The organism is Nitrospirota bacterium (genome assembly GCA_030684575.1).
In the GTDB taxonomy this organism is placed as follows: Bacteria; Nitrospirota; Nitrospiria; order Nitrospirales; family Nitrospiraceae; genus Palsa-1315.
The window spans coordinates 1-21670 of sequence record JAUXVD010000018.1 but is presented as its reverse complement, the minus strand read 5'-3'; the positions used below and the strand labels follow the sequence as shown (position 1 = coordinate 21670).

The window sequence follows — 21670 nt, the reverse complement described above, 5'->3', positions numbered from 1 at the left end:
CCATCTGACAGGACGATACGGAATGAGAACGCAAATCGAAACATACGGATCACGGACTCTTGCGCGATCCAGACACGACCCAGGAAAACGCGCTCAGCATCTTGCTGTAGACGATCTGCGAGGACCCGTCGCTAAAATGCCAGGCAACTCTGTGCTTTCGTGGCAAGCCCCTTTCGCTTCAATTTCTCGACGAGTGTCGTGCGGTTGACCTGAAGCAGCTGGGCGGCTTTGCTCGTAATCCCGTTGGCGCGGCGAAGCGCGCCAACGATGAGACGATGTTCGAGCTGCTCGAGTTCTCGTGACAAACTCACCCCCTGGTCAGTAAACCCAATGAACTGTTCCTCAACCTGATCCGACGGAGCCGGTCGCGGGAAGACACGCTCGGGAAGATCTGAGACCTCGATGGTTCCCGATTGTTTCAGGACCACCAGACGCTCAATCATGTTTTCCAACTCACGGATATTTCCCGGCCAATGATGTCCCATCAAACTGGTCATCGCCTCCGTGGAGCAGCCTGTAATAGCGGTCTGCTTCGTACGATTCAATCGCTCCATGAAATGATTGACCAACTGCGGAATGTCGCTCCGTCGCTCCTTTAGCGAAGGCGTCGTGATGGGAATCACGTTGAGGCGGTAATACAGGTCCTGCCGGAAACGTTTTTGCTGGACCGCCTGCTCCAAGTCTTGATTTGTGGCAGCAACGACACGGACATCCACGTCGATGGTTTTCGTGCCCCCTACCCGCTCAAAGGAACGTTCTTGCAAGACGCGAAGCAGCTTCACTTGTAACCCGAGGCTCAACTCACCGATTTCGTCGAGAAAGATGGTCCCGCCATGTGCCAATTCAAACCGCCCGATCCGCGTGTGGGCGGCGCCGGTAAAGGCACCCTTCTCGTGACCGAACAACTCGGATTCAAGCAGATTTTCGGGAATGGCTCCACAATTGACGGGCACGAACGGGCGGTCTTTCCGGATACTGTTAAAATGCAACATCCGTGCGACCAACTCTTTACCGGTCCCGCTCTCGCCCTGAATCAACACCGTGCTGTCATGGTCCGCCACCTTCGAAACAAAGTCCAAGACGCGCAAGACCGGCTCACTGGTGCCAACCAACGGCTCAGCCCGATACGGAACGCGTGTAGATTTCCGCAGACCACGAACATCCTGCCCACGACGATGCGCCTCCGATGCTTTATTGATCACGATGGTTACCGCTTCGTTATCGAACGGCTTTGTGAGGAAATCGAATGCGCCGACCTTCATCGCCTTCACCGCACCGTCAATCGAGCCGTAGCCGGTCATCACGATACCAATCACCTTCGAATCGATCTGCAGAATGCGCTCCAGGACGGCCAGGCCATCGATATCGGGCAGCTTCAGGTCCGTCAGCAGCACATGCACGGGAATCTCTTGAGCGACTCGAATCGCCTCCTGTCCGTTCCCGACCACCGTGACCTGATGGCCCTCTTGCGTTAAAAGTCTCCGAAGCAGGCTCTGCACCCCTTCATCGTCTTCAACCACAAGTATAGACAGTAGACTCATAACGTACTCCTCATGAAAGGTGATGACATATGATGGCGAAGGCATGTTCCAGCACAGAATACTCACGATGACCGCTCGAGCGCTGCACGCAGGATTTGCATGGGCATTTTTTACCGAGCTGAGATGTCATGTCATACAAGAAGCGCATCGATACTAAGCGTAGATGAGATTCCTATAACGGAAAGTGCCTAATGGCTCGTACGTTGAACGCATTATGCCCCTAGTGATAGAGGGCTAGATATTCCTTAAAATAGAACCAGATAGCCCTATGCTCTATCGCAATAGAGCCATTCACCGCTAGGCAAAAACTGCGCGGCCCTAGACCACATGGAACTGCGATCTGCCGATTGTCAGAATCGGCCGAATGCGCGGCCTATGAAGTATCTGGCCAGGCTGAGACAACAAGCATGAGAACGCAGCATCTCATGCGAAGCGAGATTACAATGCCTACGGCTGAAAAAAAGGAACGTCACCGAGGAAGGGAATGTCAATCACTGGAAGGAGTCGATCGCTGGATGAACGGAGGGCTTCGTAACTCGACGAAACCGTGATGAATTCAGGCAAAACCTCATCGACCGTAGCAAAAATATCAGTGGCCCTTCTCCACCATTAGCGGCACGTGTAAACCCATCGGCTTCTCAGGATGGGAGTCTCGAATGAAAAAGGCAGCCGCTTGAGCACGGCGGGTCACTTTGAGTTTCTGGAAAATGAACCGGATATAGTTTTTGACCGTCTTATCGCTCAATTCGAGCGATGATCCAATCTCCTTGTTCGTTTTTCCCTCTGCTACGAGCGCGAGGACACGCTGCTGTTGGGAGGAAAGCATTGCCCGTGGTTCGGACGCTTCCTCTCGCTGCGACCGCATACGGGTCAAGAGCGGCTGGGTAATGGCTGGATCGAGGATCGACTGGCCCTGGGCGACGGCATGGATAGCTCGCAGTAATGCATCCACATTGACTTGCTTCAACAGATACCCGTGTGCGCCCCCAATGACCGCGGCGAGCACCGCTTCATCGTCCTGGTACGACGTAAGAAACAGCACTCGCGTATTGGGGCAGGAACTCCGAATCGCTCGACAGGCATCCACGCCACTCCCCCCGGACAGGCGAACATCCATGAGCACCACGTCTGGCTTGAGATCGCAGGATTCACGAATCGCATCCTCGACCGTCGCGGCTTCGCCAACGACTTGGATACTGCTCTGTCGGCTCAGCACTGTCTGCAATCCCACTCGAACAACTTCGTGATCGTCCACGATCAACACTTTGACTGGCACCGTAGTCGAGCTAATCAACATACTTCTCCCTTGTAACGGTTGTTGCGCGCATGGAGAGCGACGCCAGCCACCGGCGTCTCCCTACGCACAGCGTTTCATGCAGAGAAATCGACGGGATATTTCGATCGAGAGGAACAAGAACAACGAGATTTCGCACACTTTTACGGGGAGAGATTAGGGAGGGTTGCAGATACACCGGTGAGCCTCACAGTCCGACTACCGCGCCGCTACAAGGAATAATAAATCCCTTTACTATCTATAGCAATGATGCTAATCGGCTCTAGGCAGAGCTGCATAGAGGTATAGTTAGGATGGCGACTATGTCAGCATATGCCGACATCTGGAGACTTACGTATAATTGCTTGTTATCCGCTACGCATTGATACGCGGAGGAATCCTTCCAGCCAATGATCACAGCTTTCAGGCCCTTGCAGACCGATCGATTCTCAAGAGGCTGAATCCTCCACAAGGGGGAGATCCCGAATAGCCGATACAATCCCACCCCTAGCGAAGCGGACCAGGAAACTAAAGTTCCACGTCTTTCTACCGACAAGGGACTATACCAAAACACACTGGTCACAAACCGCTCTCAAGGACCACCGACAACATGACTACCGAAATAGATCGATCGACGAATATCGACATGCCGGAGCAGGTCGAGCAGGCCTTAATCGAACGGGTCGATAAGAACCGCATCGAATTACCTGTACTTCCTCAAGTCGCAGGTCAGGTCATGGCCTTGACCAATGATCCATCGGCAGACGCGGCGCGCCTCTCTGCCCTCATCCACCAGGATCAGGCATTGGCGGCCCATGTCTTGAAAATTGCCAACTCTCCCGCTTATATGCCCAGAGCTCCGATTATGTCACTCCAGCATGCCGTCGCGATGCTCGGGGTCAACCAACTGTCTGAGATCGCCGTCACCATTTCCCTCAAAAGCGCAGCCGTCAAGACTCCAGGCTATGAAGCGGATATCAAACAACTGTGGCGCCACGCGCTGGCGAGCGGAGCCTATGCCAAAGAAATCGCGCGCCTCCGCCGCTATAATGTGGAAAGCGCCTACCTCTGCGGGCTCCTGCATACGGTTGGGAAATCGGTCGTCCTCAAGACAGTCACGACGATTGCCACGGAACTGCAGGTGCGGCTCGAGCCCCACGCGATCCTCGCCTTCCTCAACGGGTATCATTCCCGCGTGGGTATTTTGATCGCCACGGAATGGGCCCTGCCCTCCCAAGTCGCCGAAGCCATCGCCTACCATACGGTCTATGAGCAGGCGCCCACACATAAACACGAAGCGATGATGACCTGCCTGGCCGACCGGCTAGCCACCAATATACTCGTGCCAGATTTCTTCGATGACAGCAGCCTTCGCGACCACAGCGTATTTGCCGATCTCAACCTCTATCCCAACGACGTAGACACGCTGCTCGGTCTCAAGGATAAGGTCCTCACCCTGGTAGACACGATGACGCTATGAGCACTCCCACACATTTTGACATTGTCGTAATCGGAAGTGGTCCCGCCGGCCAGAAGGCAGCCATCCAGGGTGCCAAGGCAGGCAAACGTGTGGCCGTGATCGAACGCGAGCCAGGTGTCGGCGGTGGGTGTGTCTACCGTGGAACGATCCCCAGCAAGACGCTTCGCGAAAGCGCCCTGCAATTAGACCGATCCAAACGATCATCGACCACATTAGATGTTCGTGTGCCGCCCAATATTCTCGTCTCCTCACTGATGCGCCGTGTGGATGAAGTGGTCACGGCACATGGCGATTACATGGAGAAACAGCTCACGCGCAACGGTATCTTGTTTTTCCATGGACGCGTCCGGTTTTGCTCCGCCACCCTACTCGAAATGCTCTCGGTCGACGGGGTGAAGCAACTCTTCACTGCCGACACGATTGTCATTGCCACCGGGTCACGACCTCGTGCACCGGTCGAGATTCCCATCGACCACGAACATATTCTGGACAGTGACTCGATTCTCTCCATGATTTATTTGCCACGCTCCCTTACTGTGCTCGGTGGAGGCGTCGTGGCATCGGAATATGCGTCGATCTTTGCCGCGCTTGGCGTGCAGGTAACCATTATCGATCGGGCCAATCGTCCCCTTCAGTTTCTGGACGCGGAACTCGTGAAGATGTTTGTGCAGAGCTTTGAGCAACAGGGCGGTCGCTATTGTGCAGGACAAGCCATCAAAAGCGTCCTGTGGGATGGGATCTCTCAGGTCGTGACGACCCTCCAGGACGGGCAGGTCATTACGAGCGATAAAATGCTTGTGGCCATGGGGCGACAGCCGAATCTTGAAGACCTCAATCTCAGCGCCACAGGGCTACCCCTCACCGAAAAGGGGACGTTGGCTGTCAACGAACATTGCCAAACGGCCCTTCCACACATTTACGGAGTCGGAGATCTACTCGGTCCACCGGGCCTGGCCTCCACGGCTATGGAGCAGGGCCGTCGAGCCGTCTGTCACGCCTTGGGTCTCCCCGAAGGACGCTCATCCGACATTCCAGTCGGCATTTATACGATCCCCGAGATGGCCAGTATCGGACTAGACGAAGCAGCCGCACGAGCACGCTATCGAGAAGTCCTCGTTGGCCGCTCGCGATTCGACGAAATTGCCCGAGGTCAAATCTCAGGCCTGTCCAACGGCTTGATGAAGCTGGTAGCCGATCCGACCGGCGTATACCTGCTGGGGGTCCAGATCATCGGAGAAGGAGCGACGGAACTGATTCACGTTGGCCAGATCGCGCTACAACATGGCGCCACCATCGATTCGTTTGTGGAGAATATTTTCAACTTTCCTACGTTAGCTGAGGGCTATCGCATCGCAGCGCTTGATATTGCAGGTCAACGGCAGAAACGGCTGGCCTCACAGGCTGCATGAACCGGCGAAAACGGTGTGGCACGAGGCGATTCGAAACGTCAGGAGCTGGAAGCCAGAACTCCGAATCGCGAGTCACCGCAGCCTAGCTTACCCATTTGATTCGAATACAGAACAGGCACCCGACTCCCCCCCTGCCTGCTTCTCCACAGATGATTCCTGCTTCTGCGACCATGCCAATAACCCAGATGCGAGAAACCGCGCATCGATCACGCCAAGAATGTGATGCCGCAATTCATCACGAAAGGGCGCAAGACTCTCATCGTGAAGGTAACGATCAACCGTGCGAGGCAACCGCCGTCTCCAGGCCTGTGCCGCTTGTCGCGCACCCTCTGCAGCAAGTCCTCCACGACTGAGAATGGCACGGACCTCCTGCTCGAAAAATCCGACATGCACCTCTTCATCTTCCATAATCGACGTGAGATCTGGTCGCAAACCCACTAACAGCCGTGCAAACTCAAGCCCCAACGTTTCGTATCCGTAGAGGTGGACTACCAGCACCCTCCATTGATCAGGTACCCGTGGAAGCGAGGTCTTTCCATGCGACTTCGTTCCCAACAGCAGCTCAAACTGCTTGAGGTGCTGCGCCTCCTCTTCCTCATGTCGTCTTAAAAACTGCAACACTCCTGGAGGAACATCCTGCGCTTGCGCAGAGCGTACCGCCCACAAGGCCATGGCCTCCGCTTTAAGGAATTGTTCAAGGATCGCATGTTCGCAACTGGAAGGAAGCGGGTGAATCATGCGACAGTCTACCGGAACGAATAGGTTAGAACCAACAGGCGAGGAGAAACAAAATATATCGCACACGATAAAATGCCGCAGATTATACTAAAAATACTGTTGCCACGCTGTAGACACTCTCCAAATCATTCCTGTATTATATCGCCCAGTTACGTACCATCGATTCTGGCGGTGTAGCTCAGTTGGTAGAGCAGCGGACTCATAAGCCGCGGGTCTCCCGTTCAATCCGGGACACCGCCACCAAATTTTCAAGGGGTTACGCGACGGCTTCACTGGAGGCCATCACCCCTTGTGCTAATTGTGTGCTACTTTCTCGCCGCAGTCGATCCAGCACCTCCGCGCCGCCCCGCAAACTCTCCGGCTGATGGTGCGCATAGCGCAGCACCATCGAGATCGTTTTCCACCGGCCCAACTTCTGGACCGTATAGACATCGACCCCGGCTTGGATGAGTCGGGTCGCAAACGTATGCCGGAGGTCATGGAAGCGGAATCGCGTAATTCCCGCTTTGCGCATCGCCGGATAGAACGCTCGCAACAGATTCCGTGCCTCCCGTGGGTGGCCTGCTCCATTGAGAAAGACCGTCTCCGTCCCGCTCGTCCGTACGGTGGCGCGGGCCTGTAACACGGCCAGCGCGGTCTCATTCACCGGCAGCGTATCCCGTGCGCCATTCTTCTGCTCCAGAATCGTAAGCGTCCGGCGCACCAGATCCACGTGGGACCACTGCAGCGTCAGGATCTCCCCCCGTCGCATCCCCGTATGGAGCGCGAACACGATGATCTCCTGGAGCCAGGGTGGAGAGACCGTGAGTAATCGGTGCTCTTCCTCCGTGGTCAACCAGCGCTCAATACCATTCCTGACCTTCTCCTTGGCAATTTTGAGCACGGGATTGTCGGTGGCCCATTCCCACTCCCTCACCGCAAGCTTGTAGGCATGGCCTAACAAGATGAGCTCCGCGTTGAGCGTCTGTGGGGCCGCCCCCTGGGCGCGTCGGCTCGCTTTATATTCTGCGAGCCGCGCTGGCCGGAGCTGATCCAGGGGGATCTCGCCGAACGCGCGCAACAAGTGCGCGGCAAGACTGTGGTCCCGGCGGTGCGTCATCGCCGCCTTATTCGGGGCCGAGTGGTCTCGCAAATACCGTTCGAGCAAGTCCTTCACCGTTCTGTGTGGCCTCGGGGGTGGGGTCTCCACCCAAGTGCCGTCGGCCATCAGGCCCCGCACCTTGAAATAGATCCGCTCCGCCAGCTTCCGGTCTGTCACGTCCGTCGATCGGCGAATCTGTCGTCCCTGATAACTAAACCGCATCCACCAAACTAGTCCTCGTCTATACAGAGCCATGGGAATCCCCCTTTCGTGTGGCCCTGTCTTGGTCTGGTTTCCCGTGGGACGAAGTATAGACCTCGGCTTTGGCGGTCGCAATGATCCCATCTATCTCGCTGGACCGTGGGCGTTGGTTCGCCGGTCGCGACGGGTCCGGCGTCTCGAGCTGACACCCCGCAAGCCACGCGTCAATTTTCTCGCGCTGAAAGCGAATGACCCCCTGAATCTTCAGCGCGGGAATCTTTCCTTCGGCCGCCCACAGGTAAACCGTCGACGGTTTCACCTGAAGCCACTGCGACACCTCTTTGACATTCAGAAGGACCATACGATTTAGTTCGAGGCCGTCCATTTTTCTGATGACGCCGATGGTGCTGTCTGGGTAGCAGACGCTTCGCCACGATCCATGGGTGGAGAGGCTGGAGACACCCGACGCCGTCGGACCTGGCGTGGCGTCGGGGCGTCGGAGTTGTCAGGAGCCGCCTCGTTCGTGGACGAGGCACCTGCCTCATTCCGTGGAGAAGAAGGTGGGGACTGCATGCCGAGCGTCTCGCAGATTGTTCTGACAACGACCGCCTTCACCCACGGCACGGCGGCTTCCACGACTGGTAACGCAACCGTGAGACAGTGATCCATGATGCGCTGGCGTTGGGCGCTCTGATATTGCTCCACGCGCGCCTCCCACTCCAAAAGAGGCCGGTCGATCGCGGCCTCGATCGTTTCGTCGACCTGTGAGTCCGTCTCGTCGCCAACCAGCCAGGCCTCAAGACGCGCACGGACTTCCCATTCCAGTACCACGAGGGCGCGATGGAGGATGCCACGTGACGAAGCCGATTGCAGCGCGCGAGTGATACCAAGTTCGATGAGCATGGCTTTACGTTTGAGTTGACGCGCTCGAATGCTCGCTTCGTGTTGGATTCGCAGTGCGTCTTGCTGTTGCTGCTCGTTTTGGTGCGCCACCAGCTCCTGTTGCCTCCACACGTAGGGGGCAAAGATGCGGTTCCGAATCGCGGCTCCACGCAGCGTCAACTCGGCTTGCGGCAGCGCTTCGATCGCCAACGCACCAAGTTCGTCCAGGATCGCGACTTTGGCCGCCGCGACCATTTCAGGTGTGATGACGCCCTCCGAGGGGCGATACCAATCCACGAGGGTGGTACATAGCCCCGTGAGCAATGCCTGCCGTTTCTGTCTCAGCCGTGTCGCCTCATCAGGGTCAGCGAGTTTTTGCGTGATCTGGTCCACAAAACTGGCATAGGGGTTGGAGGGCTGCACCGTCTCATTTGGGGTGGGGGGACCTGGAGGCGGAGATATCGATTTGTAAAGAGGAGGGGTGAAGGGTTGCCCCCGCGTCGCGTTGCCGTGCTTGGATCTCAGATAGTTCCGGCATGTTCGAAGATGCGCTTTCACAGCCTGCGGACTCTCAAACGCTCGACTGCAGAATCTGCAGATGCACATGATGTGTCTCCTTTCCTACCCCTATAAAGTGGATGAACCTATTCGGGTTCATAAAGTCAGATAAAGATTATTGTCAGATCCGAGGCGGAAGGTGTAGGGTTGACATCACGCCAGCACGGATCTTTCAGCTACTCTGAGTAAATCACGTCACGACCTCGATTCGTATGGGGTGGAAGCCCCCCTAATTTGGACATTGCGATGGACGTCACTCTTCGGAAAGAAATCGAGGCTATGAAAGCAGATCCCGATTTCGTCGAGCTTGTCATGGCCTGGCACGGGGTGATTGGCGCGACAGACGTTCCCTTCACCGCGGAGAAAGAGTCGCCGACCTATCAACGGAAGATCAAACGGTGGGTGCAGAGGGATTATGGGGCGCAGTGGAAGCCCTATTGGAAGGTGATCTTGAACGAATCTTGGAAAGCGCGACGTCAGATAGTGTTGAAGAGGAATCTCTTCAAAATACAGCCGCATGCCCCCAGTCCCAATCATCGCCGGCGGAATGAGGCGCTATGGAGTGCCGTATTTGATCTACGGAATTATTTCGAGAAGATTAGCGGACGATCGCACATGGGACTTCTTGGCCGGCTGTTCTATCCGAACCAGCAGGAGGTGACGTTCAATGCTGAATGGCATGAACGGAAAGACTGGTTCAAGGACGAGAAGGGAGCTGAGCGTCTAAATCAACTCGAATTCTTTTATAAACACTATCGTGCTCGGATCCTAGAAACGCTACGGACTGGCATTCCCTTCTACGCAAAATGGGAGTCGGCCTCACCCGTCGGCCCGTCTGGCGCATCCCATTGAAAAACTCGTCCATACCCTTCTTCTTATCGTTTGCGAACAATCATTCCTGTGCACAGGTGCAGCCTTAGGCAGGGCATGCCTAAGGCTGCGGTCTGGGAAAAGAGACTTAGATAATCAGAGTGTCGAAACTGTCATCCTCGGTTTTCCGAAAATTGACCCTCGCCTTAGAAGACCCACCTAAGGGAAGTGTGAAGGGCGATGATATAGTGTGACAGAGTGAGATAATCCTTTGCAACGATCATGAGTTAGGTCCCTCTACATGATGAAGCACTGTGATTAGGTGAGATTGATTTGGACCTGGAATCGGGAGTGAAACCGGGAGCGAACCGGGAGTGAAACCGGGAGTAGAAAATCGAACGGTGGACTCGCACGGAGCAAGATGCATCATCGACTCCCCTCCCCGTGCCTCGTCCTGAACGTCTATTAAGCCCTGAGAGAGTTTTGTGGACAGAGGTGACAGCCAATGGTTACTCTTCCCATACTACCACGCGCGTCCTAGAGCCTTGACAGTCCATCACGGGCTGCCTGGAAGGTCTCCGTCAGAAGTCGCTACGGCCAGAAATACCCCATTTGCCCTCGTCGGCTCTTGCGACCACTCAGTAACCATCCTACAATTGGCCTCCCTCTGGAGGCTCCCCATGCCCTTCTCGGTTCGTCCCTACCGTCGCTTCCCCATCTGTTGCCCTGTCACCTACCAATGCGGTCTCTTTGAGGGCCACGGCACCGTGTGGAATCTCTCCGGCACAGGCTGGCGGTTCTCTGGCAATCTGCCGCTGCGCGTCGGGGAAGTGTGTTCGCTTACAGTGAACCTACCGACTCACCAACGGACTTAGATAGCTGCTGGAATCGTTCGATGGGTCCGAGGCGAAGAGTATGGGGTCGAAACACTCGTGATTGACGACGAGTCACGGGAGGAGATGGAGCAATACCTCTGGCAGCAAATATAGGAATCCGCTGAGAGCAGCCCATGAGCACCGACCGCCCCAAACGCGACACAATGTCCCTAGAAGAAGCGACCATCTCCAACATGTGGGAGATCGCCGCGATGGTCGAACTGCTGGAACAGAAGGGCCTCTGCACCAAGCAAGACCTTCACACCATCATCGACGAGCTACGGCGGAGGAACCCTCATGTACGAATCCCTGAGACGGCCTTCCCGGAGCCGTACGTGCTCACCGAGACCGAGAACAAGATCATTGACGACATCCTCGCGCTTCTCAACAAGCATGGGCTGACCTCGCACCAGTCGATGGACCTGCTTGAACGGTTGGGACGGATCATTGAAATGGGGCAGAGATTGCCTAAGGGCACGACGCACTAACAAGGAGGCAGTTATGGGGTCAATGTTCGTGAGGTGGGCACTCCGCGTAGGACTGGGAAGCGTGCTCCTGCTTGCTCTCCCCCTGATACCTTTTGCAGTGACCGGCTCCTTAGTGGTCCAAGCTGCCGAAAAGGCTGAACTGCTCGACATCAATACCGCCACCGCCGACAAGCTCAAAGCCCTGCCAGGGATCGGGGATGCCTACTCCGCCAAGATTATCAAGGGACGCCCATACAAGCGGAAGGATGAGCTGGTGCAAAAGAAGATCATCCCGCAGGCCACCTACGACAAGATCAAGGATCAGATTGTGGCGAAGCAGAAGTAGGGCTTACTTTTAAGGAGAGCAGATGACCCCCCCTTACCATGGAACCCCTGGACTTATCGAAGACACCGCCGTCTACAAACACGTGGGAAATTGCTGTGGCGAAACAAGGAAGAGCAAAGTTAAATGCTTACTTCTTTTCGCTTCGTTACTCGTTACGAGTACGATTTTCTACGCTGCTCCGGCTCTAGCTGATGAAGTGCTTGAAGCAGCGGGCCTTTGCCATAAAATCGAAAATCTCATGAATGCTCTTGTTGACTATACAAACACTAAGTGCTTGCCAACATCAGATCGTGGAGCCCTGAATTTTATTCTGATATCAGAGAAGTCGATATTTTCAGTCGAAGCGTCAAAGAAAGCGTGGCTGATTGTGACAGTTGGAGCGGTTGGGAAGGTAATGAACACACATCAGAAAATCAAAAGTTCTGACGTTTTTGTATCAGACTTGAATATGATGAAGAACCGGAAGAGCTACAAATACCCTATCGCCCTCGCAAAGAGGCTTCAACGACAGGCTCAGGCGGATCAGATTGGGATAGAGGAGTTATATAAACAGCTCAATAGAGCCTTGGTCCCATATATAGTCCCTCAAAAGTAACCGCTGTATTCTGAGGTGGCTTTAAGTTTGTGCTGGCTTGGTCCGCTACCATTCGCATGGCCCTGCCGCTGAAAGCAGAAGTAAGGCTGGGCGGCATCATTGAGATGGGCAGCAGGGTACCGAAGACGAAGGCACAATACCGTATAGCAGGTTTTACACGGAGAAAAACCGATGGGATTGAGATTCAGGAAGTCCTTCAAGCTTGCCCCCGGTCTTCGACTCAACATGAGCAAGAGTGGATTTGGCCTCTCCGTAGGCCCGCGTGGTGCCTCCATGTCGTTCGGCCCAAGCGGGACCTATCGGAACGTGAATCTACCAGGCGGATTTTCCTTGAGAGATCGCGTTGGCCATTCGCCTCAACGTCCGTCCCGCTCAGGTTCCTCCGGGTCTCAGAAGGTAAGCCTCGGAGTAACCATTTCCCTACAAGATGATGGCACCGTGCTTTTTAAGGACCAGGATGGAGCCCCTCTTTCTCCGGCGCTTCAAGACTTGGCTAAAAAACAACAAGGGGACACCGTGAAGGCCTGGCTCATTAAGAATTGTGATGAGATCAACCAGAAAATTGAAACGCTTGACGTGATCCATCTTGCCACCCCGTCGCCGTCACAAAAACCCGTCTATACCCCAGTTCCTTTTACAAACGATCCACCCGTTGCTCCCTACCCTAAGAGATTTGGTCTTTGGGGAACCCTCTTCCCATGGGTGCGAAAGCGAATTGAAACAGAGAATGCCAGGGCTGAAGCTGAGTACGATGACAGAATGAATACTTGGCGAGACTACAAGGCCAAGCATGAAAAGTCGGAGTCTGAGCGTCGTCTTCTTCTTCAGGAGCGGCTCTATAAGGAGCCAGACGCTATGCAAATGGTGCTGGAGCAACGCCTTCAAGTAATAGAGTGGCCGCGTGAAACCATCATTTCTTTGAACATATCAGAGGATGGGAAAGGCGCTGTCATTGAGGTTGATCTTCCAGAAATCGAGGACGTACCACGAAAGACAGCCACCTATGGAGGCCGAGGCTGGAAAGTCACCATGAAAGAGCTGTCGGATACGAAGGCATCTCAGCTCTACATGCGTCATGTCCACGGCATTGCGTTTCGTGTTCTCGGAGAGGCCTTTGCTTCTCTTCCTACCATTTCAGAGATTGTCCTGTCGGGATATTCTCAGCGCCCGAACAAAACCACGGGTGAGATTTCGGATGAGTACTTGTACAGTGTCAGGGTGACACGTGAAGCGTGGTCTAAGATCAATTTTGGGAACCTGTCCGCCATAGAGGTTACTGAGAGTCTCGGTCAGTTTGAGCTACGACGGGACATGAGTAAGAACGGTCGGTTTACGGCCATTGAGCCATTCAGCAGATGGACTGAGGAGCCCGGTCAAGCTTGAACAAGCGGCTCTTAGCCTCCCTTGGTATCGTCTTTTTCCTTTTCACGTCAGCGAGTGCCGGCGCACCAGATTTCACTGGCGCTGTAGTCGGTGTCCTCGATGGTGATACGTTTGATGTGCTCCACAACGGGAGAGCGGAGCGCATCCGTTTGAGTGGTATTGACTGCCCGGAGAGACGCCAAGCCTACGGCCAGAAGGCCAAGCAGGCGGCCTCTGCCCTCGCCTTCGGAAAGGAAGTCACCGTTCAGACGCACGGCCACGACAAGTACAAGCGCACCCTTGCCGATGTGATCCTGTCCGATGGGATGAATCTCAATCAGGAACTCGTCAAGCAAGGCTGGTGTTGGTGGTATCGGAAGTATGCGCCGGGAGATACGGCACTTGAAGGATTGGAGAAGGCAGCACGAGAGGCGAAAAAAGGCTTATGGGTTGATCCTGCACCCATCCCCCCGTGGGTCTACCGTAAAGCCAAACGAAGACAGACACTCGACCTGTTAGACCTGGTGCCGCTGAATAGCGAAACCGAGAATAGCAGTACTTCTCGCGGTCCACCACGGCTAGGCACAGCAGAACCAGATTCTCTTACCCCCACTTCGCCCTATCCCATCGTTGGCAACCGCCGCAGTCACATCTACCATCGGCCTGATTGTCCAAATTACAGCCAGATTGCGCCTCGGAACCGGGTGGAGTTTGGGAGTGTTGCTGAGGCAGAAGAAGCAGGATATCGGTTGGCAAAGAATTGTCCGTAAGGACATGCTCGAATGATCTGCTAGACTTGATAGATGAGCTTCCGAAGATCCCTTCTTGCGAGCCCACAGAAGTTGGAGAAGCTCTGGCAGCGCCATCTTGCCCAACGGAAACTCCAAAAGGCCGTAGCCGCAGGGAAAGTCAAGAAACCGATTCGCTGCCAGCGTTGTCGGAAGAGGTTCCCGAAGCAACGATTACAGGGCCATCATCATGACTACCGGAAACCCTTCGATGTGGAGTGGTACTGCCAAGCGTGCCACTACAAGAAACACCCATCAAGATTTCAAGCGAAGGCGGCGTACCGTCAGATGCAACGGTTGAGCGGGATCATCGGTCACTAAGAAGGTCTTCTCGCTCACTTCAACGTACCCACAAATTTGATAGAAATTCTGTGGCGCGGCATTAAGATCAGATGTTTGTCCCTCATCTGTCGCTTCAGGTGAGTTGGAGAATGTTCCTCATGACATCGAAATACAACTGAAGCTTCTCCCGATCCACTTCCCGTACCATCTTCTCGATCCCTTTTCGCAACGCCTTCTCACTCTCCTCTGACTCTCCAAACAGGAAGAGATCATACGGTTCCACTCCCAGCACCTTGGCAAGACGGATAAGAATATCCATGGTGGGATTTTCCACCCCTCGTTCGATGCCGCTAATGTATTTCGGACTCAACCCCACCTGTTCGGCGAGTTGATCCTGAGTCAGTCCGTTCCGTTGCCGCACGATCTTGATCCGCTTCCCTACCGCTCGTTTGATATCCATGCTGCCACCCCTCCTGAGCGGGAGTATGCGGCGGCAGCCCCATTAGATTAACCCACCACCAGACGTACTACATTGACAAATTAGAACCCATAGATACACTTACTACGTGTGTGGAGTTCAGTGAGTCGCTATTTCACTACTGTTGGTTCCTATTTCATAGAGGGGGATCGTTATGATCAAGTTCACGGGGTGGCTGACTCTCATCCTCAGTGTGTGTGGGTCGTTGGTTCTCTTTCAGCGGACAGCGAACGCAGAGTCCTATGTGGCCGGTTTCGCTGGTTACGGACTGTCTGCACAGTTAAGTGACGTGAGGGGGACAGGGGATATTACAGGTAGTACAGGATCGAATCTTGGTCTTCAGAACTCCCCGATCTATGGCCTGAAGGTGGGGCACTTTCTAGACGGTCTGAAGTACTTTGGTGGCGAGGCGGAACTGTATACCGCAACCCCCTATCTCAAGCAACAGCAGCTCACGCTGAGTAGCCCATCAGGGTCACAAACGGCAACAGTTCCGGGAGCCCACCTGCGAGTGACAACGGCGGCCTTGAACGTGGTGTATCGGTACCCTGGACAAGTCATTCAACCATACGCGGGTGTTGGGCTCGGATTGTTTTGGTTCACTACTCCCACATCAACGGCTGGCTCGGAGGTCCGACCAGGCTTAAACGTCCTGGCAGGAACGCGTGTGCTTATCACGAAACAGATTGCCCTCTTCGGAGAATACAAGTACAACCACGCAAGTTTCCCTGGCAGGGATTTCAACGCCAACTACAACGCGCACTTCGTCGTATTTGGGGCGGGGTATCATTTCTAATGCGTGTGACCGGTGCAGCGTTGGCGGGAGGGTGTCCGGGTTTCGGAGGACGAATCAATTCCATGGACAGATCGGACACTCACGCTCTGCTTTTCGAGTCGTGGGGCCAAAGGCGGGATTTGACTTGTGGTACACCAAGCATCCTCAACGCTGACGCGGTTTCGACAGGATTTATGCGAGAATGTCAACGAGTTGTGACCTGAGAAAGAGTGAGGTTGGGTGAGAGGGAACGAGCGGAAAGTAGGTCTGCTATGCGACCGTTTTACGACCGAAACTGTTTCTAGTTCGATTCCTGCTTGACTCACTACTTCGTACTGTAGAACAGAACCCACCCTCTGTCTTCTCAGCCTGTCTAGTCATTCTGCACACAGAGGTCAAAAACCCCTCTCCAAACTCATGCCACGAGAAGTCGATTTTCCCAGGATTTTGACGTATCCTTCCGCCTGTTCAAAAAACAAATTCTTTAGCGACTTAGCGAATAACCTTGAAGGCAAGGAGCTACTACAATGCCCCGCTACAATCCTTTTAGACCAGGCAGCATTGTGACCCCTGGTATGTTTTCCGGCCGAGTAGAAGAAATTCTTGCTTTAGAACGCGTCCTCTTCCAGACCAAGAACGATAATGCATCTCACTTCCTGATCCATGGGGAGCGAGGGATTGGAAAATCTTCCCTCCTGTTCTACACCCAGTGCATAGCAAGGGGTGAGATTGGGTCGATCAGCTGTGGAACTTTTAATTTTCTTGTCGTGCATGTCGAGCTATCCCCATCAAATAGTTACTTAGACATCATCAGAAAAATAGGGGCCGAACTCCAAAGAGTCGTTGCAGCTCAGAATCAGGCCAAGGAAACCTTTAAGACCGCTTGGGACTTTCTGGCTCGATGGGAGGTGAACGTTGCAGGGGTAGGAGTGAAATACACAAAGGGAGATGATGCCCCCCGACCACAAGACCTACTGGATGAACTAACTTACACAATAGAGCGAACACTTTCCGCTATGGGTAGTACAGAGCGGGACGGTATCCTGATCCTTATTGACGAAGCGGATAAACCACCGCATAGCGCCAATCTAGGGGAGTTTGTCAAGGTGTTCACTGAGCGACTAACAAAACGGGGGTGCTCCAGGATCGCAATTGGACTTGCCGGTCTACCCGTCCTCATTCAAAAGTTGCAGCGAAGCCACGAATCGTCCCCGCGAATCTTTCAGGTTTTGACGCTCGGGCCACTTTTCCCTGATGAGCGGATACAGGTCATTCGGAAAGGATTGGATGAAGCTAAAGTCAAGAATGACCTTGAGGTTTCTATTACAGGCGAGGCTGAGAACTTGATTGCTACATTTTCAGAAGGATATCCTCAGTTCATTCAACAGTTCGCCTCTTCGGCCTTTGATGCTGATCAGGATAACACGATTGATGTCAAAGACTTTTTTGATGGTGCCTTCAAGGAAAACGGTGCCTTTCAGCAACTCGGCGTGAAATATTTCCACGATCTATATTTTGATCAGATAGGCTCAGATGAGTACAGGGAGGTTCTTAGGGCAATGAGCGACCATTTGGATGGTTGGGTGAGTAAGGAGGAAATACGAAAGGCTGCTAAAATTAAGGAATCAACTCTCACCAATGCTATAGCCGCTTTGAAAAAACGAGATATCATAATAGCGAAAGAGGGCAAATCAGGGTCATATCGTTTACCTAGCAAATCGTTTGCAGTTTGGATAAAGGGTTACACGCAGAGTCATACAGCCAGTGGTTTGGTGCCCATTCCAGCTGACTCTGTGCATAATGGCTCCTCATCCTGACCGTAGAACCGATCACCAGTAGAAGCAGAATGGTCAAAACGGTTGTTTTTTCGACCATCTAAACGGTCGGCGTGTGGTATTGGGAGATCAGGATGTGAAAAGTTCCAGCTTTCTCTAACTCTTGGTTCTCGTTGGCCCCATTGAGTTCCAGTAGGCCTGAGTAGGGTCACGAAAACGGCTCCCTAAACCGCGGATCGTCAAATCAAATCGAGCTGACGAAGGAGCGATTTAGCTCTTGGGGGTGGACCACCACCCAAGATGGCCGTGCTGAAAAGGTCTGTTACAGAAGCACAGTAGTATCCTGCCAAACCCTCCCATATATTCGTCTGTATACTGAAATTTTGTGGAACCCGCTCCATGACACCATGCACGGGGCAAAGTATGTCTCGAAAGCTCTTAGGTTCCATCGGACTAATGACATAAAGCCTCAAGCCGTTTTTCGCGATTGCGTCGGCAATTTCTTTGTTGATATGTTCGTCACCAAAGCCATACCCGATGACAACCAACTTCCGATCAGGCTCGTTGATGGCTTCTCGGAACAACTCCTGATACCACCTCAATAGAGGTTCACCTTCGATAGCTTCAGTTTTCGCATTCCCCACGACCATCACATCACCACCATGTTTCCCAAACCAGTTATATGAACCATGAAGTTTTACGTATACGAAACTCTCGGAACGCTCATCCGAAAAAGCATGTTTCAATTTCTGAATGTCATCAGTATCGCTCGGGATTGTGACCAAGTATTCTTTAGCTGGAGATTGCGACTTATTAAGGTTAAACCAAGCTGGGTTATTGAGGCCAGGGAGCGTGAGTCGGAAATTCTCTGAGTGAAAGAACCGCTCGACGAACATGTCTTGATTCAAGGTAAAAAGAAACCCCCGCTCTTCTACCTGCCCCCTGAAGCGAACAATAAGTTCTCGAAACACATAATCGACAAAGCCCTGATGACTCAACGTGTACTGAAGCACCAATGAGTCGAGTTCCTCATATGCGGCTCTCAGGGCACGCTTGAAGATCATTTGTTCATTCAAGTGGAATTTCCCAGAGAACAAAATCTGGTCATATGCCTTTTCGAAATTCAAGGTCTCAATCTGTAACAGGCAAGATCGAAGTGGCTCGCATTCACTGATTTCTGTTTGATTGAAAATAGCCTCCCACATTTCACTGGCTAAGTATCCGCCGAAATTCTTCGTGAACCCTGCTCCTGTGAGGAGAATGGTCTTCGCGGGAGATAACGATCTAACCTGTTCGGTCATGGGTGTCCTCTGATGTGAAGTTTCCTCCTCACTTCTAATCCATCCTCCTAGATCGATCAACCCAGTTCTTTCTGCTGCCTCTCTACTACCGGAACAGGTGAGCCACTTCCAAGCCATGTCTATCACCGTTTGAGGCAATGGTCGGTTCCCCCGCGGGTTATATTGTCTGCTGTTGTCTCAGTGGGGGGAATCTACAACTTACAAGCCATAGGCAGCAGGATTCAGAGTGTCCCTCAATCATCTGGTTTATGACCATGCCTGCGCCTCCTCACATCCACTGATTTAACGCCGCCTTAGCGCACGAGAAGCCGACACCCTTTGTAGACAGGGCTCTTCCCAGAGCCTTTGAAGGCTCATCCTAGCCTCATGGGTCTCAGGACCCACTTTTCTTATTTCGTAAGGAGATGATAACTGCATGGTGTTGCGTGATGAGGATTGGACTGTTCCTGTATCTGGTTCCGGGGGCATATGCGTATTATTGTTGCGCATATATCCATGTGGATTTTCTTAGCTTCTTGAAGGAACAGACTCGCCACGTGCCGCAAAAATCAGAATTCATCCTTTCTCCCTGCAATGCCCGCCTGACCGCCACTCACCTGGAAATGGTTTCTAATACTTTTCCTCCTTACCTGGTTTAGGATGGACATAATTACAACACTCGTATACCTTACAGAAACTTTTCTAGAGTAGGAGGGCGCATGATGTTCAGCAGGCTGGTAGTAGCGGTGTGTGTGGTTCTGGTGGGGTGTGCCCAAGTGCAGGAAGTTCGAGAGAAGCCCCCAAGCGAACCACTTACCCCTCGCATCATGAATGATGAAGTCAAATTCCATACGCCTAAAGGGTATGTGACGTTGTTCTACTATACGTCAGAAGGTGGGTCTAAATTATATAACTTCATGCAAGTCTACACAGGATCGACCCTCCAGGGATTCTTCCCTATTCTTCCAACAAATGGACCGATCTATCACATCTCCAAGGAAGAAAAGCCGGTTGAGTATACCCTGCGCGCCTATGCCCAAGTCCCTGGAAAGCCAGATGCCTCAAGGTCACAAATCGAGTTAGTCGAAACAGTTCCAGAAAATCCTGGAGATAAAGCGTGGATCATACGGATACGGGGAAACGAAGGCCGGGATATCCAGGCGGCGATCGTGATTACAGTAGATTCAACCAGAGAAAGAGTGGGCGGTAACATTCTGGGCCAGCCGAAGTAAGACCGACGAGGAAGATAATTTGTCTTGCAAAGATACTTGGATCGCCACTGGTGGGAGCCGTCGAACCCGATACGTCCGCCTCCACGTCACCCTATCCCATCATCGGCAACCATCGCAGCCACATCTACCACCGGCCTGATTGTCCGAATTATAGTCAAGTAGCTCCGCACAACCGAGTCGAATTTGCGAGTACGGCAGAGGCTGAATCTAAGGGGTACCACATTGCAAGTAATTGCCCGTAATATTGCCAGATTGAGCCTGCCTCCAAGTTAGGGTGGTAATCGCATCGCCTCGAAAGGTATGCTTCGGAAGGCCTACCGAGTCAATAGCGCCATGTCTTCAGATCATATTTATTCTCATATTGAGTTTCCTGAAAATTTTGAGCTTCGCTCAGAAGCACTTGATGAACTTCAACGTGGCATCAATGAAGCATCGGTTGATATCAGGGAAGCTCTGCGGACATTCCTGCCTTCCGCCGATCCCTACCAGAACAGAATTATTGAAGCCGTCGATTCCACTATTCGTCTAGTTGCTCCCGCAGGGTCCGGCAAGACTCAGACAATAATCAATCGCGTATTGACGCGTATCAAGAACGGCGTAAACCCCAAACGGATACTCGTTCTCACCTTTGACAACGCTGCCGCGTCATCACTTAGGAACAAACTGGCAGACCAACTTCTGCAATACCCCGCACAACTTGATGGGCTTAAAATCTCTACTCTAAATGCTTTTGGATGGGGTCTCCTTCGCGAGTATTTCACCGAAGAGCACAAAACCATTGTACCCGAGCATCGCCAACGAAGTATCATTCGTGAAGGATTAGAAGAACTTCGCAGAAGAGGACCAGAACAGTATGCGGTCCTACCCGCCAATGTGGAGAGGAGATTCTACCGAGACTTATATAGCTTGTTGAAAAATCAAATATTCGACCCGAGAGACATAAATCCTCAGCATCTTGCGGATTTCATCACAACCACACTTCGGAAAGAGATCAAAGATTTACTCTTGTCTCATCTGGGGGGTGACGCCACTTCCATCAAGAAGGTCATTCAGGCCCTCTACTGGCTCTTTAAAGCCTACGAGTCAGCGCTTCAGCAAGACAGATGCATGGACTTTGATGACCAAAAACTGCGTGCCCTGCGGTCTCTCCAAAAGAGTCCACAACTCCTGAGTGGTATTCATGGGCAGTTTACAGAGATTATTGTTGATGAGTTCCAAGACATAAATAAGTTGGATTTCATGCTAATCAAATGCCTAGCGGAAAAGGCTACCCTTGTAGTAACAGGAGACGACGATCAAGCTGTCTGACGTCAATTAGAATTGATGGTTGGCGACAATTAGAACTGTGGGGTCCGTCCTCCGGGTTAGGGAGCCTTCCGGGCTCCGTCGATGCCGTCATGGTTCGCGTTCATTCCCAGGGCCCGCTTCAGGTCAGGCTCCTT

20 protein-coding genes and 1 tRNA gene are annotated in these 21670 nt (G+C 53.0%); 14 read left to right on the top strand and 7 right to left on the bottom strand.

The window, feature by feature from the left end; genetic code table 11:
- Nucleotides 1-131: 131 nt before the first annotated feature.
- Complete coding sequence (locus tag Q8N00_13075) at nucleotides 132-1541, bottom strand: sigma-54 dependent transcriptional regulator (GenBank protein MDP2383723.1); 1410 nt, start codon at nucleotides 1539-1541, stop codon at nucleotides 132-134.
- Nucleotides 1542-2130: 589 nt separating this feature from the next.
- Nucleotides 2131-2838, bottom strand: coding sequence for a response regulator transcription factor (locus tag Q8N00_13070; protein ID MDP2383722.1), 708 nt, complete (start codon nucleotides 2836-2838; stop codon nucleotides 2131-2133).
- 586 nt (nucleotides 2839-3424) lie between these two features.
- Here Q8N00_13070 and Q8N00_13065 point away from each other — a divergent pair.
- Both Q8N00_13065 and sthA read left to right on the top strand, forming a co-directional pair.
- Entirely contained in the window at nucleotides 3425-4294 is an 870-nt protein-coding gene (locus Q8N00_13065) for an HDOD domain-containing protein (GenBank protein ID MDP2383721.1), read from the top strand.
- Nucleotides 4291-5703, top strand: coding sequence for a Si-specific NAD(P)(+) transhydrogenase (gene sthA, locus Q8N00_13060; protein MDP2383720.1), 1413 nt, complete (start codon nucleotides 4291-4293; stop codon nucleotides 5701-5703). The genes Q8N00_13065 and sthA overlap by 4 nt, the downstream gene beginning before the upstream one ends.
- 87 nt (nucleotides 5704-5790) lie before the next feature.
- Here the strand turns inward: sthA and Q8N00_13055 are convergent, their stop codons facing one another.
- A complete protein-coding gene (locus Q8N00_13055) occupies nucleotides 5791-6441 on the bottom strand; it encodes a hypothetical protein (GenBank protein ID MDP2383719.1) in 651 nt (216 codons plus the stop codon).
- Nucleotides 6442-6608: 167 nt separating this feature from the next.
- Here Q8N00_13055 and Q8N00_13050 point away from each other — a divergent pair.
- A tRNA-Met gene (locus Q8N00_13050) sits at nucleotides 6609-6684 on the top strand.
- Between the two features lie 13 nt (nucleotides 6685-6697).
- On the opposite strand, the gene Q8N00_13045 is transcribed toward Q8N00_13050, so the two are convergent.
- On the bottom strand, nucleotides 6698-7777 hold the full coding sequence (locus Q8N00_13045) for a site-specific integrase (protein ID MDP2383718.1): 1080 nt from the start codon (nucleotides 7775-7777) through the stop codon (nucleotides 6698-6700).
- A gap of 312 nt (nucleotides 7778-8089) precedes the next feature.
- On the bottom strand, nucleotides 8090-9028 hold the full coding sequence (locus Q8N00_13040; protein MDP2383717.1) for a hypothetical protein: 939 nt from the start codon (nucleotides 9026-9028) through the stop codon (nucleotides 8090-8092).
- A gap of 381 nt (nucleotides 9029-9409) precedes the next feature.
- Here Q8N00_13040 and Q8N00_13035 point away from each other — a divergent pair, with 381 nt between their 5' ends.
- The 7 genes from Q8N00_13035 to Q8N00_13005 all read left to right on the top strand — a co-directional run bounded on the left by Q8N00_13035 (nucleotide 9410) and on the right by Q8N00_13005 (nucleotide 14727).
- Nucleotides 9410-10015, top strand: coding sequence for a hypothetical protein (locus Q8N00_13035; protein ID MDP2383716.1), 606 nt, complete (start codon nucleotides 9410-9412; stop codon nucleotides 10013-10015).
- Nucleotides 10016-10982: 967 nt separating this feature from the next.
- On the top strand, nucleotides 10983-11336 hold the full coding sequence (locus tag Q8N00_13030) for a hypothetical protein (GenBank protein MDP2383715.1): 354 nt from the start codon (nucleotides 10983-10985) through the stop codon (nucleotides 11334-11336).
- 13 nt (nucleotides 11337-11349) lie between these two features.
- Nucleotides 11350-11661 (top strand): helix-hairpin-helix domain-containing protein, encoded by a 312-nt coding sequence (locus tag Q8N00_13025; protein MDP2383714.1) that lies wholly within the window; start codon nucleotides 11350-11352, stop codon nucleotides 11659-11661.
- A 22-nt stretch (nucleotides 11662-11683) separates the two neighbouring features.
- Nucleotides 11684-12256 carry a hypothetical protein gene (locus tag Q8N00_13020; protein MDP2383713.1) on the top strand — a complete coding sequence of 191 codons (573 nt, stop codon included), beginning with the start codon at nucleotides 11684-11686 and terminating at the stop codon, nucleotides 12254-12256.
- 438 nt (nucleotides 12257-12694) lie between these two features.
- Nucleotides 12695-13639 carry a hypothetical protein gene (locus tag Q8N00_13015; protein MDP2383712.1) on the top strand — a complete coding sequence of 315 codons (945 nt, stop codon included), beginning with the start codon at nucleotides 12695-12697 and terminating at the stop codon, nucleotides 13637-13639.
- Between the two features lie 149 nt (nucleotides 13640-13788).
- Nucleotides 13789-14388: a thermonuclease family protein gene (locus Q8N00_13010; protein MDP2383711.1), complete on the top strand. Its 600-nt coding sequence runs from the start codon at nucleotides 13789-13791 to the stop codon at nucleotides 14386-14388.
- A gap of 33 nt (nucleotides 14389-14421) precedes the next feature.
- Entirely contained in the window at nucleotides 14422-14727 is a 306-nt protein-coding gene (locus Q8N00_13005) for a hypothetical protein (GenBank protein ID MDP2383710.1), read from the top strand.
- A gap of 94 nt (nucleotides 14728-14821) precedes the next feature.
- On the opposite strand, the gene Q8N00_13000 is transcribed toward Q8N00_13005, so the two are convergent.
- Nucleotides 14822-15148: a helix-turn-helix transcriptional regulator gene (locus Q8N00_13000; protein MDP2383709.1), complete on the bottom strand. Its 327-nt coding sequence runs from the start codon at nucleotides 15146-15148 to the stop codon at nucleotides 14822-14824.
- A 172-nt stretch (nucleotides 15149-15320) separates the two neighbouring features.
- Between Q8N00_13000 and Q8N00_12995 the strand changes: the two genes are divergently transcribed.
- Both Q8N00_12995 and Q8N00_12990 read left to right on the top strand, forming a co-directional pair.
- Nucleotides 15321-15962: an outer membrane beta-barrel protein gene (locus Q8N00_12995; protein MDP2383708.1), complete on the top strand. Its 642-nt coding sequence runs from the start codon at nucleotides 15321-15323 to the stop codon at nucleotides 15960-15962.
- A 506-nt stretch (nucleotides 15963-16468) separates the two neighbouring features.
- Nucleotides 16469-17758: an AAA family ATPase gene (locus Q8N00_12990; protein ID MDP2383707.1), complete on the top strand. Its 1290-nt coding sequence runs from the start codon at nucleotides 16469-16471 to the stop codon at nucleotides 17756-17758.
- Nucleotides 17759-17955: 197 nt separating this feature from the next.
- On the opposite strand, the gene Q8N00_12985 is transcribed toward Q8N00_12990, so the two are convergent.
- On the bottom strand, nucleotides 17956-19017 hold the full coding sequence (locus Q8N00_12985; protein ID MDP2383706.1) for an SIR2 family protein: 1062 nt from the start codon (nucleotides 19015-19017) through the stop codon (nucleotides 17956-17958).
- 698 nt (nucleotides 19018-19715) lie between these two features.
- Here Q8N00_12985 and Q8N00_12980 point away from each other — a divergent pair.
- Both Q8N00_12980 and Q8N00_12975 read left to right on the top strand, forming a co-directional pair.
- Complete coding sequence (locus Q8N00_12980) at nucleotides 19716-20228, top strand: hypothetical protein (GenBank protein MDP2383705.1); 513 nt, start codon at nucleotides 19716-19718, stop codon at nucleotides 20226-20228.
- 333 nt (nucleotides 20229-20561) lie between these two features.
- Entirely contained in the window at nucleotides 20562-21536 is a 975-nt protein-coding gene (locus Q8N00_12975; protein ID MDP2383704.1) for a UvrD-helicase domain-containing protein, read from the top strand.
- Nucleotides 21537-21670: the final 134 nt, after the last annotated feature.

Excerpts from the sequence above, each read along its gene's own strand:
- Q8N00_13005 (MDP2383710.1), top strand. The coding sequence starts at position 14,422 with ATGAGCTTCCGAAGATCCCTTCTTGCGAGCCCACAGAAGTTGGAGAAG.
- Q8N00_12975 (MDP2383704.1), top strand. The coding sequence starts at position 20,562 with ATGTCTTCAGATCATATTTATTCTCATATTGAGTTTCCTGAAAATTTT.
- Q8N00_13035 (MDP2383716.1), top strand. The coding sequence starts at position 9,410 with ATGGACGTCACTCTTCGGAAAGAAATCGAGGCTATGAAAGCAGATCCC.
- Q8N00_13075 (MDP2383723.1), bottom strand. The coding sequence starts at position 1,541 with ATGAGTCTACTGTCTATACTTGTGGTTGAAGACGATGAAGGGGTGCAG.
- Q8N00_12985 (MDP2383706.1), bottom strand. The coding sequence starts at position 19,017 with ATGACCGAACAGGTTAGATCGTTATCTCCCGCGAAGACCATTCTCCTC.
- Q8N00_13000 (MDP2383709.1), bottom strand. The coding sequence starts at position 15,148 with ATGGATATCAAACGAGCGGTAGGGAAGCGGATCAAGATCGTGCGGCAA.
- Q8N00_13030 (MDP2383715.1), top strand. The coding sequence starts at position 10,983 with ATGAGCACCGACCGCCCCAAACGCGACACAATGTCCCTAGAAGAAGCG.
- Q8N00_12995 (MDP2383708.1), top strand. The coding sequence starts at position 15,321 with ATGATCAAGTTCACGGGGTGGCTGACTCTCATCCTCAGTGTGTGTGGG.
- Q8N00_13025 (MDP2383714.1), top strand. The coding sequence starts at position 11,350 with ATGGGGTCAATGTTCGTGAGGTGGGCACTCCGCGTAGGACTGGGAAGC.
- Q8N00_12980 (MDP2383705.1), top strand. The coding sequence starts at position 19,716 with ATGATGTTCAGCAGGCTGGTAGTAGCGGTGTGTGTGGTTCTGGTGGGG.
- Q8N00_13065 (MDP2383721.1), top strand. The coding sequence starts at position 3,425 with ATGACTACCGAAATAGATCGATCGACGAATATCGACATGCCGGAGCAG.
- Q8N00_13045 (MDP2383718.1), bottom strand. The coding sequence starts at position 7,777 with ATGGCTCTGTATAGACGAGGACTAGTTTGGTGGATGCGGTTTAGTTAT.
- Q8N00_13070 (MDP2383722.1), bottom strand. The coding sequence starts at position 2,838 with ATGTTGATTAGCTCGACTACGGTGCCAGTCAAAGTGTTGATCGTGGAC.
- Q8N00_13055 (MDP2383719.1), bottom strand. The coding sequence starts at position 6,441 with ATGATTCACCCGCTTCCTTCCAGTTGCGAACATGCGATCCTTGAACAA.
- Q8N00_12990 (MDP2383707.1), top strand. The coding sequence starts at position 16,469 with ATGCCCCGCTACAATCCTTTTAGACCAGGCAGCATTGTGACCCCTGGT.
- Q8N00_13020 (MDP2383713.1), top strand. The coding sequence starts at position 11,684 with ATGACCCCCCCTTACCATGGAACCCCTGGACTTATCGAAGACACCGCC.
- sthA (MDP2383720.1), top strand. The coding sequence starts at position 4,291 with ATGAGCACTCCCACACATTTTGACATTGTCGTAATCGGAAGTGGTCCC.